At 72.2% G+C, this 12401-nt stretch carries 15 protein-coding genes; 8 read left to right on the top strand and 7 right to left on the bottom strand.

Annotated elements, in window-relative coordinates; translation table 11 throughout:
- Positions 1-21 precede the first annotated feature (21 nt).
- Positions 22-516: an SsrA-binding protein SmpB gene (gene smpB / locus ACIBTX_RS23295; RefSeq protein ID WP_396833005.1), complete on the top strand. Its 495-nt coding sequence runs from the start codon at positions 22-24 to the stop codon at positions 514-516.
- 37 nt (positions 517-553) lie between these two features.
- On the opposite strand, the gene ACIBTX_RS23290 is transcribed toward smpB, so the two are convergent.
- Positions 554-1420 carry an aldo/keto reductase family oxidoreductase gene (locus ACIBTX_RS23290; RefSeq protein ID WP_357118053.1) on the bottom strand — a complete coding sequence of 289 codons (867 nt, stop codon included), beginning with the start codon at positions 1418-1420 and terminating at the stop codon, positions 554-556.
- Between the two features lie 142 nt (positions 1421-1562).
- Here ACIBTX_RS23290 and ACIBTX_RS23285 point away from each other — a divergent pair, with 142 nt between their 5' ends.
- From ACIBTX_RS23285 to ACIBTX_RS23265, 5 genes are all read left to right on the top strand, one after another.
- A complete protein-coding gene (locus tag ACIBTX_RS23285) occupies positions 1563-2006 on the top strand; it encodes a helix-turn-helix domain-containing protein (RefSeq protein ID WP_357118050.1) in 444 nt (147 codons plus the stop codon).
- Between the two features lie 97 nt (positions 2007-2103).
- The gene (locus tag ACIBTX_RS23280) at positions 2104-2529 is read left to right on the top strand and encodes a molybdopterin-binding protein (RefSeq protein WP_396833004.1); all 426 of its coding nucleotides are present in this window, start codon (positions 2104-2106) and stop codon (positions 2527-2529) included.
- Positions 2526-3320, top strand: a complete 795-nt coding sequence (gene modA / locus ACIBTX_RS23275) for a molybdate ABC transporter substrate-binding protein (protein WP_363660315.1) — start codon at positions 2526-2528, stop codon at positions 3318-3320. Before ACIBTX_RS23280 ends, modA begins: the two co-directional genes overlap by 4 nt.
- A complete protein-coding gene (gene modB, locus ACIBTX_RS23270) occupies positions 3317-4132 on the top strand; it encodes a molybdate ABC transporter permease subunit (protein ID WP_357118041.1) in 816 nt (271 codons plus the stop codon). Before modA ends, modB begins: the two co-directional genes overlap by 4 nt.
- An 86-nt stretch (positions 4133-4218) precedes the next feature.
- The gene (locus ACIBTX_RS23265; RefSeq protein ID WP_396833032.1) at positions 4219-5286 is read left to right on the top strand and encodes an ABC transporter ATP-binding protein; all 1068 of its coding nucleotides are present in this window, start codon (positions 4219-4221) and stop codon (positions 5284-5286) included.
- 211 nt (positions 5287-5497) lie between these two features.
- On the opposite strand, the gene ACIBTX_RS23260 is transcribed toward ACIBTX_RS23265, so the two are convergent.
- Genes ACIBTX_RS23260 through ACIBTX_RS23245 form a run of 4 tightly spaced genes read right to left on the bottom strand, consistent with a single transcriptional unit; the run spans position 5498 to position 8431 of the window.
- Positions 5498-5911 (bottom strand): type II toxin-antitoxin system prevent-host-death family antitoxin, encoded by a 414-nt coding sequence (locus ACIBTX_RS23260; RefSeq protein WP_357169751.1) that lies wholly within the window; start codon positions 5909-5911, stop codon positions 5498-5500.
- Between the two features lie 42 nt (positions 5912-5953).
- Complete coding sequence (locus tag ACIBTX_RS23255; RefSeq protein WP_396833003.1) at positions 5954-6523, bottom strand: GNAT family N-acetyltransferase; 570 nt, start codon at positions 6521-6523, stop codon at positions 5954-5956.
- A 57-nt stretch (positions 6524-6580) separates the two neighbouring features.
- On the bottom strand, positions 6581-7021 hold the full coding sequence (locus tag ACIBTX_RS23250; RefSeq protein ID WP_357169745.1) for a hypothetical protein: 441 nt from the start codon (positions 7019-7021) through the stop codon (positions 6581-6583).
- A gap of 33 nt (positions 7022-7054) precedes the next feature.
- The gene (locus ACIBTX_RS23245; RefSeq protein WP_396833002.1) at positions 7055-8431 is read right to left on the bottom strand and encodes a hypothetical protein; all 1377 of its coding nucleotides are present in this window, start codon (positions 8429-8431) and stop codon (positions 7055-7057) included.
- On the opposite strand from ACIBTX_RS23245, the gene ACIBTX_RS23240 reads away from it, so the two are divergent.
- On the top strand, positions 8430-9989 hold the full coding sequence (locus ACIBTX_RS23240; RefSeq protein WP_363660318.1) for an NAD(P)/FAD-dependent oxidoreductase: 1560 nt from the start codon (positions 8430-8432) through the stop codon (positions 9987-9989). The two genes, ACIBTX_RS23245 and ACIBTX_RS23240, sit on opposite strands and share 2 nt — an antisense overlap.
- 31 nt (positions 9990-10020) lie before the next feature.
- Here the strand turns inward: ACIBTX_RS23240 and ACIBTX_RS23235 are convergent, their stop codons facing one another.
- Together ACIBTX_RS23235 and ACIBTX_RS23230 are read right to left on the bottom strand one after the other, a co-directional pair.
- Entirely contained in the window at positions 10021-10446 is a 426-nt protein-coding gene (locus tag ACIBTX_RS23235) for a hypothetical protein (RefSeq protein WP_396833001.1), read from the bottom strand.
- Positions 10447-10593: 147 nt separating this feature from the next.
- Positions 10594-11514 carry an RNA polymerase subunit sigma-70 gene (locus ACIBTX_RS23230; protein ID WP_357118019.1) on the bottom strand — a complete coding sequence of 307 codons (921 nt, stop codon included), beginning with the start codon at positions 11512-11514 and terminating at the stop codon, positions 10594-10596.
- A gap of 136 nt (positions 11515-11650) precedes the next feature.
- Here ACIBTX_RS23230 and ACIBTX_RS23225 point away from each other — a divergent pair, with 136 nt between their 5' ends.
- On the top strand, positions 11651-12367 hold the full coding sequence (locus ACIBTX_RS23225; RefSeq protein ID WP_396833000.1) for a DUF899 family protein: 717 nt from the start codon (positions 11651-11653) through the stop codon (positions 12365-12367).
- The last annotated feature ends 34 nt before the right edge of the window (positions 12368-12401 follow it).

Raw genomic sequence — 12401 nt, 5'->3', positions numbered from 1 at the left:
GCGGCCGGATATCGTCGCCGGGTGAGCCCGTCCCGCAAGCCCGAACGCCGACTCATCGCCTCGAACAAGAAGGCGCGACACGAGTACACCGTGCTGCGCACGTACGAGGCGGGCATCGTGCTGGTCGGCACCGAGGTGAAGTCGCTGCGCGAGGGGCGGGCATCGCTCGTGGACGCGTTCGCGCACGAGCGCGACGGCGAGATCATGCTGTACGGGCTGCACATCGCCGAGTACCGCTACGGCACCTGGACCAACCACGCGCCCCGCCGTAACCGCAAGCTGCTGCTGCACCGCTCCGAGATCGGCAAGATCCTGGAAAAGGTCCGCGAGGGCGGGGTGACGCTGGTGCCGCTGTCGATGTACTTCGACAACGGGTGGGCCAAGGTCGAACTGGCCCTGGCCAAGGGCAAGCGCACGTACGACAAGCGGCAGTCCCTCGCCGAGCGCGACGCCAACCGCGAGATCGCCCGGGATCTGGGCAGACACCTCAAGGGCCATCCCCGCCCCAACTCCTGAATTGGTCCGACCGTGCGGTGGGGGCGTCGCGGCACGGTCAGCGTCCGATCGTGTCCAGCTCGACGAGGTCGTCGTCGGACAGGACGAGGGCCGCGCCCGTGATGTTCTCGCGCAGGTGTGCCACGGACGACGTGCCGGGGATCAGCAGGATGTTCGGCGACCGCCGCAGCAGCCAGGCGAGGGCGACGGACATCGGTGTCGCCTTCAGCCGCGTGGCGACGGCCGAGAGGACGGCGGACTGCAACGGGCTGAAGCCGCCCAACGGAAAGAACGGCACGTAGGCGACGCCCTGGTCGGCGAGCGCGTCGATCATCTTGTCGTCCTGGCGGTGCGCGAGGTTGTACATGTTCTGCACGCACACGATCGGCGCGATCGACTGCGCCTCGGCGACCTGCTCCGGCGTCGCGTTGCTCACCCCGAGGTGCCGGATCAGGCCCTGCCGCTGAAGGTCCACGAGCGCGTCGAGCGCCTCCGCCACCGGCCCGGGTTCGGGGCCCTCGGCGTTGCCGAGCCGCAGGTTCACCAGGTCGAGCAGTTCGAGGCCGAGCGTCTGGAGGTTCTCGTGGACAGCCCGGCGCAGGCTCTGCGGGTCGCGGGCAGTGGGCCATCCGCCCTGTTCGTCGCGGATCGCGCCGACCTTGGTCACGATGTGCAGCGACTCGGGGTACGGGTGCAGCGCCTCCCGGATCAGCTCGTTGGTGACGTGCGGCCCGTACGCCTCGGCGGTGTCGATGTGGGTGACGCCCAGTTCGACGGCCTCGCGAAGCACGGCGAGCGCGCCGTCCCGGTCGGCCGGCGGTCCCATGACCCAGGGGCCGGCGAGCTGCATCGCGCCGTAGCCGAACCGGGTGACGTCCAGGTCGCCCAGCCGGAAGGTGCCGCCGGGGAGAGAGTGGGAAGCCATCTTCGCTACCTCTGACTTTCGCATCGCACCGCGCGGGGCGCCGGTGCCGCACTGTTACCGGAACCAACTATCAGGGGGTAACTTCCTGATGGAAAGTAGGCACCTCGAAGTGCGTAACTCACCCTCAGGAAGGAGCAGGGCGATGGCGACGGCGACGGCGGCCCAGAAGAGGGCGCAGGCCAAGTCGGAGTACGACGCGTTCCTGGCGCAGTGCCCGAGCCGCAAGCTGCTCGACCGGATCGCGGACAAGTGGGTCACGTTGGTGCTGGCCGCGCTCCGCGGCGCAGGCTCGCCGCAGTCCGGTGCCGACTGTGCCGGCGAACCCCGGCCGATGCGCTACTCGGAACTGTCGCGCCAGCTCGCCGGTGTCAGCCAGAAGATGCTCACGCAGACACTGCGCTCGCTGGAGCGGGACGGTCTGATCACGCGCACCGTGGAGCCGACCGTGCCCGTCACGGTCACCTACGAGCTCACCGACCTGGGCCTCTCCCTGCACGAGGTGGTGCGGGGCCTGAAGGCCTGGGCCGAGACCCACATGGACGACGTGTTCGCCAACCGCGCGACGTACGACACCCGGGCCAGCTGAGCCCTATCGCAACTGCGATCGAAAACCGCGCACGCGTACGCAGAATCGGCCCTGTTTGGCTCTTCTTCCTCGCAGATGCGGCGGCTATGGTTTTCCGGTGACGACCTTCCGGATCGGCGCGGCGGCCGACCTGCTCGGCGTCAGCGCCGACACGATCCGCCGCTGGGTGGACGCCGGGCGGCTGCCCGCCGGGCGTGACGAGCACGGCCACCGGATCATCGACGGCGTCGACCTCGCGGCGTTCGCCCGGGCGCAGGCCGCCGACCCGGACGCGGGCGCCGAGTTCTCCTCGGCGCGCAACCGGCTGCGCGGCATCGTCGTCGACGTCCGCAAGGACACGGTGATGGCCCAGGTCGACATCCAGGCTGGCCCGTTCCGGGTGGTGTCGCTGATGAGCCGGGAGGCGGTCGACGAGCTCGACCTGCGGGTCGGCTCGGTCGCCGTCGCCGTGATCAAGTCGACCACCGTGGTGGTGGAGCGGGCCGCGCCCACCGCCCCGGTCGGAGCGAGGGGGAACGGATGAGGCCTCGGGCCAGATTCGTGGCGCTGGCGCTGGCGGTGGCCGTGCTGGCGACGGCCGGCTGCGACCGCGCCGGCGACCCGGCGACCGGGGGTGACACCCGGGACGGTCGGGTCAGCGGCACGGTGACCGTGTTCGCCGCCGCCTCGCTGACCGAGTCGTTCACCCGCATCGCGAAGGACTTCGAGGCCGCCAACCCGGGCGTCACCGTCACCCTCAACCTCGCCGGCAGCTCGGCCCTGGCCAACCAGATCACCCAGGGCGCTCCGGCGGACGTCTTCGCCTCGGCCGCGCCGAAGAACATGGCGACCGTGACGCAGGCCGGTGACGCCGACGGCACGCCGTTCGTCTTCGCCCGCAACCAACTGGTGGTCGCGGTGCCCAGCGGCAACCCGAAGGGCGTGACCGGTCTCGCCGACCTGGCCCGTCCGGGCGTGAAGGTCGCGCTCTGCGCCGAGCAGGTGCCCTGCGGCGCGGCGGCGCGTACCGCCCTGACCGCGGCCGGCGTCGCGCTGACGCCGGTCACCCTCGAACAGGACGTCAAGGGTGCGCTGGCCAAGGTCAAGCTCGGCGAGGTCGACGCGGCCCTCGTCTACCGCACGGACGCCCGTGCCGCGAGCGCCGACGTGACGGGTGTCGAGTTCCCCGAGTCCGCTCGGGCGATCAACGACTATCCGATCGTCGCGCTGAAGAACGCGCCCAATCGGGCGGGCGCGCGCGCCTTCGTCGCGTACGTCCGCTCGACGCCGGCACAGGCGGTCCTCGCCGAGGCGGGGTTCCAGGCGGCGTCGTGAGCCTGGTCCGCGAGCCCACCACCTCGCGACGTCGTTCGAGGGTGCCGGCGGCGTTGCTGATCCCGGCCGGGCTGGGCCTGCTCTTCCTGGTCCTGCCGCTGGCCGGGCTGGTGGTCCGGGCGCCATGGGCGACGCTGCCGCAGCGGCTCACCGCGCCGGGGGCGCTGACGGCGCTGCGCCTGTCGGTGCAGACCGCGACCCTGGCCACGTTGCTCTGCCTGCTGCTCGGGGTGCCCCTGGCGTGGTTGCTGGCCCGGGTCGACTTCCCCGGCCGCCGGCTGGCCCGCGCCCTGGTCACCGTGCCGCTGGTGCTGCCGCCGGTGGTCGGCGGCGTGGCGCTGCTGCTGGTCTTCGGCCGACGCGGGCTGCTCGGCGGCTGGCTCGACGCCACGTTCGGCGTCACCCTGCCGTTCACGACCGCCGGCGTGGTGCTGGCCGAGGCGTTCGTCGCCATGCCGTTCCTCGTCATCGCCGTCGAGGGCGCGCTCCGCGCGGCCGACCACCGCTACGAGGAGGCCGCCGCGACGCTGGGGGCCAGCCGGTGGACGACCTTCACGCACGTCACGTTGCCGCTGGTAGCACCCGGGATCGCCGCCGGCGCGGTGCTGTGCTGGGCGCGGGCGCTCGGCGAGTTCGGCGCCACCATCACCTTCGCCGGCAACTATCCCGGGCGTACGCAGACCATGCCGTTGGCCGTCTACCTGGCGCTGGAGACCGACCTGGAGTCGGCCATCGTGCTCAGCCTGGTGCTGCTGATCGTCTCGGTGGGCATCCTGGCCGCGCTGCGCGACCGCTGGATGGCGGCCCCGTGACCACGCCACCGCCCAACCAGAAGCCCGTGACCGCGCCGCCGCCCAACGAAAGGCCCGTGACCCCGCCACCGCCCAACGACCAGCCCGTGACCGCGCCGTTGTTGGATGCCCGGCTGGTCGTCGACCGGGGCGCCTTCCGGTTGGACGTACCGCTGCGGGTCGCACCGGGTGAGGTCGTCGCGCTGCTCGGGCCCAACGGGGCCGGCAAGACCACCGCGCTGCGCGCCCTGGCCGGGCTGCACCCGCTCACCGCCGGGCACGTCACCCTCGACGGTGTCGACCTGGACCGGCCGGCGAGCCGGGGCTGGGTGCCCACCGAGCGCCGGCCGATCGGCGTGGTCTTCCAGGACTACCTGCTGTTTCCGCACCTCGACGCGTTGGACAACGTGGCGTTCGGGCCGCGCCGGCACGGCGTCGACCGGCGGGCGGCACGGGCCACCGCGCGGAGCTGGCTCGACCGGGTGGGCCTCGCCGACCAGGCGCACCGCAAGCCCCGCCAGCTCTCTGGCGGGCAGGCGCAGCGGGTGGCGCTGGCCCGCGCGCTGGCCGTCGGACCGTCGCTGCTGCTGCTCGACGAGCCGCTGGCCGCCCTGGACGCCCGTACCCGCCTGGAGACCCGCGCGCAACTGCACCGCCACCTGGCCGCGCACCCGGGTGCGACGGTGCTGGTCACCCACGATCCGCTGGACGCGTTGGCGCTGGCCGACCGCCTGGTCATCGTCGAGGGCGGGCGCGTCGTCCAGGAGGGCGACGGCCCGAGCGTCACGGCCCGCCCGCGCACCGACTACGTGGCACGGCTGGTCGGGCTGAATCTCTACCGGGGTCGGGCCGAGGGCCACGGCGTACGTGTCGCGCCGGAGTTGACCCTGAGCGTGGCCGACCGGCTCGACGGCGACGCGTTCGTGGCGTTCCGCCCGGCGGCGGTGGCCCTGCACCCGTCGCGACCTGACGGCAGCCCCCGCAACACGTGGGCGGGCACGGTGAGCGGCGTCCAGCGCCACGGCGACAACGTGCGGGTGCAGGTGGACGGACCGGTCGGCGTGGCCGCCGACGTCACGCCGGCCGCGGCGGCCCAGCTCCGGCTGATCCCGGGCCAACGGATCTGGGTGGCGGTCAAGGCGACCGAGACCCACGCCTACCCGGCGACGAGCTGACCCCGCCGCACGACGAACGGACCGTGCCCGCTCTGCCGGCCTCGGTGCGCAGGGCGAGGCCGGACCGTGTGCGTCCACCGCCGCACGGCGCCCAGCCCCGACGCCGGACCGGGCGCGAGCCACCGCCGGACCGGGCGCGAGCCGCCGCCGCACGGTGCGCAGAGCCAGGCCGGAGCGGGCGCGAGTCGCCACCGGACCCGGTAAGCGGAGGTCAGTCGGCCAGCAGGTCGGCGTGCGCGGCGCGCAGCCGGGCCAGCGTCGGGTCGCTGCCCGGGACGACCCGGCGGTCCAGCTCGGCCCACACCTCCGCCAGCGCCGCGCGGACCGCGCCCAGCTCGGCGGCGTGCCGTTGGCTGCTGCGACGGTGCTGCTCGTCGAGGCGGCGGGCCCACCCGGCGGTGACCGCGGCGAGCCGGTCGGCGTCGGCGCGGGCCTGGGCGGCGCTGCGGGCCGCGGCGGCGGGAACGATCGCGGCGACCGGGCGGGGATCGCCGTCGCGGGTGACGACGGTGACCGCGTCGGTCAGCTCGGCCAACGCGACGAGCTGGCTGAACCGGGTGCGCGCCTCGCGCAGCGGCACGGAGCGCGGCGGGTCGGGATGCGGGGTGAGCGCGGGGATGGCCATGAATGCATGCTGCCGCCCGGGTACGACAGAAATCCGTCGTCGTCAGTGGACGGTGGGTGGTGGCGCGGACGCGGCCCGCCACTCGTCGGCCAGCACCGACCAGATCTCCAGGTCGATGCGACCGTCCAGGCCCGGGTAGACCTGACGCAGGGTGCCGTCGTGGCGCAGGCCCAGCCGGCGGGCCAGGGCGATGCTGCGGACGTTTGCGGCGTTCGTCCGCCACTCGACGCGGTGGATGCCGCGCTCCCGCACCGCCCAGTCGACGATCCGCCGAATCGCGGGGGCGACGAAGCCCTGGCCCTGCGCCGCCGGCTCCACCCAGCAGCCGACCTCGCACAGGCCCACCGTGACGTCGAACGACACGAACATCACCCCGCCGACCAGCGTGCCGCGCCACCACAGGCCCCAGATGCCGCCGGCGTCGGCCGCCCAGCGGTCGGCGTAGCGCTGCAACACGGCCCGGGCCGACGGCAGGTCGGTGGCGACGAAGGACGGCGCCACCCAGGGACTTATGTGATCCCGCGCCCGGTCGAGATGGGCGAGGAACTCCTCGGCCCGCCAGGGGTCCAACGCGCGCAGCTCGACATCCTCGTTCAGCGCCAGGGCGAACACCGGGCCTCCCCCGAAGTTGGCGACGACGGGTACCAGGCTCGCACAGGGTCGCCGGTGCTAGACCGGCAGGTGCGTCCGCAGGGCGGCGAACTGGGCCACCGTCAGGTACGAGGGGTTGGCCGCCTGCGGCTGTCGGAGCACCTCCAGAGCGGCGAGCCGGTCGTCGGCGCGCAACACGCCTCGGGGCACCCGGTCCGGCTCGGCGAGGATGGGTAGCTCCACGGGCACCGACCAGGGTCGCCCCGGTGGCCCCGGCTCGGCCGGCCCGGTGACCCGGCCGACGCCCCACACCCCGTACGGCAGGCGGGCGCGGCTGCCACTGGCCCAGAACACCACGGGCTGCCCGGTCCGCATCAGCCGGGCGCGGTAGCCGGGGCGTACGCACCAGCTCGTCACCAGGGGTTCGCGGGCGAAGCGGGTGGCGAGGTCGACGGTGTCCGCGTTGCCCTTGATCAGCCAGGCGCCCAGGTCGTCGAGGCGTACCCGTGGCTCGGTCATCGCCTCATCCTGCCCCGACCGACGTCCGTCCAATCAGATGATCATGTGGGTCCAGTAGGTGAGCCAGAGCACGAACAGCGCGCCCTGCACGAGGGCGAGCGCCGCCGTCAGCCACCCGTCGACGCTCGCCCGGCGGGCCCAGCGGGCCAGCACGAGGGCCACCGGGAACGCGGCGAGCAGGTAGCGCAGCAGGCTCTTGTAGACGGCGGGGCCCAGCGACAGCGGCACCACCACCATCAGCACGCCGTAGACCAGGTAGGGCAGCTCCCGACGGCGGAACCCGGCGGCCAGGACGGCCAACACGACCAGGGCGAACAGGACCCGGGCGGCGTCGCGCGGCTCGCCGGTGAGCCCGCCCAGGACCACCGGAAGCGGGTTCTGCGTCTCGATCCCCCAGCCGGCCTTCTGGGCGTGCTGGTAGGCGAACCAGTCCCCGCCCCGCCATTTGCAGAACGCCATGAAGGTGAACCATCCGGCGGGCAGCAGCAGTAACGGCCAGCCGGTCCGCAGGTATCCGAGCAGGGCACGCGGACCGAGCCGCCAGTCGTGCTGGCGCAGCAGCACGAGCGCCAACGGCAGGACGACGAGCAGTCCGAGAGACCGGCTCATCGCCAGGAAGTAGCCGACCACGCCGACCACCAGCCACCGGCGACGCTCGGCGTAGTAGAAGGCGGCCAGCGCGAGGCAGACGAACAGCGACTCGGTCAGCGCGGCCTGGAACAGGAACGCCGTCGGCAGGAGCACCAGGTAGCGGGTGAATCGACGAGCCGCGTCGGCGTCGGCGAACAGCAGCTCGGCCAGCCGGTAGCCGTACCCGAGGACGCCCAGGAACGCGACATTGCTGATCAACAGCAGGGCCAGCGCGTTGTCGCCGCCCAGCAGCGCGCCGACCGGCCGGGCGAGGAAGGGGTAGAGCAGTGGAAAGCCGAAGTCCCCCCACGGTCGCCCGGTCAGCGGCAGCTCGCTCAGCCGCAGGTAGAGCAGCGCGTCCCAGGCGAACCAGGAGGAGATCCACCGGTGCCCGGAGATCTCCCGCTGCTGCGCCCACATCAGCGCCTCGTCCGGCGGTGGCGCCCCGGGGATGCCGTCCCAGGCGTGCAGGACCAGGAGGCCGAGCAGGGTCAGCAGCAGCTTCGCGCCGAGAAAGAGCCCGATCAGGTACGGCCAGGGAGGCGGCACCCGGCGGACCAGTCGCGCGCCCGCCCGGACCAGCGCCGTCGCGCGCCGCCGGCCGCCCCGCCACCGGTGCATCCGCCCCGCTCCCCCGGTCCGCCGAACCGCCTGCCGCCCTCCCCGTTGTACGCCCCGGCGGACCTCGCCGGAGGAGAAACCCACCAGGACCAGAGGTGACATCCCGGTCATAACGGGTACGCGGGCCGCCTCGACCAGCAACAGGGAGTTCGGCGGCATGAGCGAGCAACACGGCACGGTGGTCATCGGCGCGGGGCCGGCGGGGCTCACGGCGGCGTACGAGTTGCTCCGGCACGGGCGGCCGGTCCAGGTCTTCGAGGCCGATGAGGTGGTCGGCGGGATCAGCCGGACCGTGGAACGCGACGGGTGGCGCTTCGACATCGGCGGACACCGGTTCTTCACCAAGGTCCCCCGGGTGGAGGCGTTCTGGCACGAGATCCTGCCCGACGAGGACTTCCTGACCCGGCCCCGGATGAGTCGGATCTTCTACCGGGGCGCCCTGTTCAACTACCCGCTGAGCCCGTCGAACGCGCTGCGCAACCTGGGTCTGCCGGAGGCGGTGCGGTGCCTCGCCTCGTACGCCCGGGCGCGGGTTCGCCCACCTCGCGACCAGTCGCACTTCGAGGGCTGGGTGTCGGCCCGGTTCGGCTGGCGGCTGTACTCGATCTTCTTCAAGACGTACACCGAGAAGGTCTGGGGGATGCCCGCGGACCGGCTGCGGGCCGACTGGGCCGCGCAGCGGATCAAGAACCTGTCGCTGGCCACGGCGATCCGCAACGCGGTGCTGCCCGGACGCCGCCGCACCGACGTGACCAGCCTGATCGAGGAGTTCCAGTACCCGAAGTACGGGCCGGGGATGATGTGGGAACGCTGCGCCGACCAGGTACGCCAGCGCGGCGGGGAGGTGTCGACCGGTACCTGGGTGACCGCCGTGCACCGCGACCCGAAGCGGCGCCGGGCGATCAGCGTGACGCTCAACGGCGCGGGCGGGCAGCGTACCGAGCCGGCCGACGACGTGATCTCGTCGATGCCGATCTCGGAGTTGGTCGCGGCGCTGCGCCCGCCGGCGCCCCCGCACGTGCTGGCCTGCGCCGCCGACCTGCGCTACCGCGACTTCCTGACCGTCGCCCTGGTGGTGCCGGCCGAGTTCTCGTTCCCCGACAACTGGATCTACGTGCACGATCCCGCGGTGCGGGTGGGCCGGATCCAGAACTTCGGCTCCTGGTCGCCGTACCTCGTCAAGGACGGGCGCACCTGCCTGGGCCTGGAGTACTTCGTCTTCGAGGACGACGAGATGTGGCGTACCGCCGATGCCGACCTGGTGGCCCTCGCGACCGCGGAGCTGCAGCGGTTGGGCCTGGTCCGCCCGGGGGTGGTCGAGGCCGGCTACGTCGTGCGCATGCCGAAGGCCTATCCGGTGTACGACGAGCGCTACCAGCACAACGTGGACGTGATCCGGGCGTGGCTGGCCGAGGCCGTGCCGAACGTGCACCCGGTGGGACGCAACGGCATGCACCGCTACAACAACCAGGACCACTCGATGCTCACCGCGATGTTGACCGTGGAGAACATCGTCACCGGCAGCGCCCACGACATCTGGTCGGTCAACGTGGAGCAGGACTACCACGAACAGTCGACCACCGGCGGCGCGCTCCGGGGCACGGGTCGGGACGCGCCGGTGCTGCCGAGCCGGATCATCACCGCCCCGATCACCGCTCCCGAGGGCGTCCGCGCGGCCGGCGACGGCGGCCGATCCGCGCAGGCGCCGCTGGTCTGACGGACCGGGGCTCGTTACGCGAACGCCGGCGTCAGATCGGGCCGCTGGTGTAGATCTCCGTGCTGCTCTCGTTGCCGATGAACGGGTTGTTGACGGCCCACAGCAGGCCCTCGTCGTACTCCGGCACGTCGAAGTTGCACATGACCCAGCCGGCGTCCGCGCCGCTGCTGTTGATGCACTGCCGGCTCCAGTCCGGTCCCTGGATCGTGCCGGCGGCGGGCGCGCCATTCGCCTTGGTGTCCTTCACCCAGACCCGGTCCCCGTACGCGGCGAAGCACGCCTTGGCGCCGGTCGTCGACACGCACCACACGTCGACACCGTTGGCCGCCGGCGGCGCACCGCTCGGCGTGCCCACGGCCGCCGACGCCGCCGAGGCGGTGCCGACCAGAACGAGGGCCACTGTCGTCGGCACCATGACCAGGGCACCCGCCAACCGCGTGCTCGGCTTCCCACGCATCCCCGTCAACTCCCCACATCCACCATGATCGTCATTCCGGTGCTGGACGATAGCAGTCGGGCCGTCGCTGAAGCCGATGTGGACGGTGGCACATCATGAGGGCGGCCCACCCGCCAGCCGCGTCCCCAACCTCTCTGGACAGAACACCTAGGGCTCGAGTGTGGCGGGCATGCTGAAGGCGGCGACGTGACGGGCACCGATGAAGGCGTTGCTCTCTACGATCTTCCCGTTCTCGATCCGGAGTACGTCGACGACCAGCGCCTCGTAGTGCGGGCTGCCGGGCCGGCGGAGATAGTTGATCAGCGCCGGGCGCCCGTTGGCCGAGGTGGGGAACGTACGCCAGTCGAGCGGTCGGCCGAGGAACTCGGCGGCCGCGTCGATCCCGACGACCGGCGGCTCGGGCGGCATCGTAATCCGTACGTCCTCGGCGAGCAGTGACCGGATCGTCTCCGGGTCCTTCGCGTTGGCGTAGCGGCGCAGGATCTCTTCGTCCTCGCTGGTGAGCTGCGGGCGGCGCCAGTCCTGTGGGTCCGACGGAGCGCGCCCGCGGAGGGTGTGGCGGGCCCGCTGGAGGAGGCTGTTGACGGCCGCCACGGCGGTGTCGAGCGCGGCGGCGATCTCCGGCGGCGTCCAGCCGTGGACGTCGCGCAGTACGAAGGCCGCCCGCTGCCGTGGCGGCAGGTACATGAGCGCGGCTATCAGGGCCAGCTCGACGGTCTCCCGGGCGGCGAGACCGGTCTGCGGATCGTCGGCCAGCAGGGCGTCCGGATAGGGACCGAGCTCGGTGGACCACTCCAGCGGATCCCCGGACGGTACCGTCCGGTGACCGGCCGCCTTGCGGCTGTCGAGGAAGACGTTCGTGGCGATCCGGTAGAACCAGGTGCGCGCCGACGCCCGACCCTCGAAGCGGTCGCGAGCCCGCCAGGCACGCAGGAATGTCTCCTGCACCAGGTCGTCCGCGTCGGTGACGTTCCCGGCGAGGCGGTAGCAGTGCACGTGTAGCTCGCGCCGGTGCTCGTCGAAGGCGCGCTGCAGCCAGACCGCCTGCTCGTCGGTCGAGTCGGACATCTGATTTCCCCGGGGCTGAATGATCCTCACCACTGTACTGACGACCGCAGACCCCATCCGTCATCGGTCGCCGATGACGATCGCCGACTCGGTCGTCTGTACCTGTAACCGATCCTCACCTACTAAGGAGAACGCCATGACGGCAACCCCCGCCTTCAGCGCCGCCGCGCTCCCGGTCGTCGACCGGGAGACCTGGCTGCGCGAGCGCGACGAACTGCTGGTCCGGGAGAAGGCCCATACCCGCGAAGGGGACGCGATCGCAGCCGCTCGCCGTCAGCTGCCGATGACCTTGATGCCGACGGTGACGGTCCAGGGTCCCGGCGGGGACACCCCGCTGGTGGAGGTCTTCGAGGGCCGCCGGATGCTCATCGCCTACTTCCACATGTGGCACGACGACAAGCCGTACGAGCACCAGTGTGAGGGGTGCACCTTCTCGACCTGTCACATGCAGACGCTGGACTACCTGCACGCTCGGGACGTCACCTACGCCGTGTTCTGTCAGGGCCCCTACGACGAAAGTGCCCCGTTCGCGGAGTTCATGGGCTACCCGTTCCCCTGGTATTCGGCGAGAGACTCCGACCCGGCTCTGGCCGACGGTCGTGACTTCGGGTTCATCGCCTGCTACCTGCGCGACGGCGACAACGTCTACGAGACCTACTGGACCACCGGGCGGGGCGTGGAGGCGTTGATGACCACCTACCACGCGCTGGACCTCACCGTGTACGGCCGGCAGGAGAACTGGGAGAACTCGCCGGAAGGCTGGCCGCGGGTCACCGGGCACCCGTGGCGTCTCAACGGCCGCCCCACCGCGCAATGGTCACGCCCCGGCGTTACGCCAGCGGTGACGACCTGATGATCGAGGTGATCATGCTCGGGTCGACCGCGGT

It is taken from the genome of Micromonospora sp. NPDC049359, from assembly GCF_044466585.1.
GTDB lineage: Bacteria > Actinomycetota > Actinomycetes > Mycobacteriales > Micromonosporaceae > Micromonospora.
This window is presented reverse-complemented; position numbering and strand designations above follow the sequence as displayed.

Bases quoted from the DNA above. Each gene is read 5' to 3' on its own strand.
- ACIBTX_RS23240 (WP_363660318.1), top strand. From the start codon at position 8,430: ATGAGCGAGCAACACGGCACGGTGGTCATCGGCGCGGGGCCGGCGGGG.
- ACIBTX_RS23225 (WP_396833000.1), top strand. From the start codon at position 11,651: ATGACGGCAACCCCCGCCTTCAGCGCCGCCGCGCTCCCGGTCGTCGAC.
- modA (WP_363660315.1), top strand. From the start codon at position 2,526: ATGAGGCCTCGGGCCAGATTCGTGGCGCTGGCGCTGGCGGTGGCCGTG.
- ACIBTX_RS23230 (WP_357118019.1), bottom strand. From the start codon at position 11,514: ATGTCCGACTCGACCGACGAGCAGGCGGTCTGGCTGCAGCGCGCCTTC.
- ACIBTX_RS23235 (WP_396833001.1), bottom strand. From the start codon at position 10,446: ATGCGTGGGAAGCCGAGCACGCGGTTGGCGGGTGCCCTGGTCATGGTG.
- ACIBTX_RS23285 (WP_357118050.1), top strand. From the start codon at position 1,563: ATGGCGACGGCGACGGCGGCCCAGAAGAGGGCGCAGGCCAAGTCGGAG.
- ACIBTX_RS23260 (WP_357169751.1), bottom strand. From the start codon at position 5,911: ATGGCCATCCCCGCGCTCACCCCGCATCCCGACCCGCCGCGCTCCGTG.
- ACIBTX_RS23245 (WP_396833002.1), bottom strand. From the start codon at position 8,431: ATGCCGCCGAACTCCCTGTTGCTGGTCGAGGCGGCCCGCGTACCCGTT.
- ACIBTX_RS23290 (WP_357118053.1), bottom strand. From the start codon at position 1,420: ATGGCTTCCCACTCTCTCCCCGGCGGCACCTTCCGGCTGGGCGACCTG.
- ACIBTX_RS23250 (WP_357169745.1), bottom strand. From the start codon at position 7,021: ATGACCGAGCCACGGGTACGCCTCGACGACCTGGGCGCCTGGCTGATC.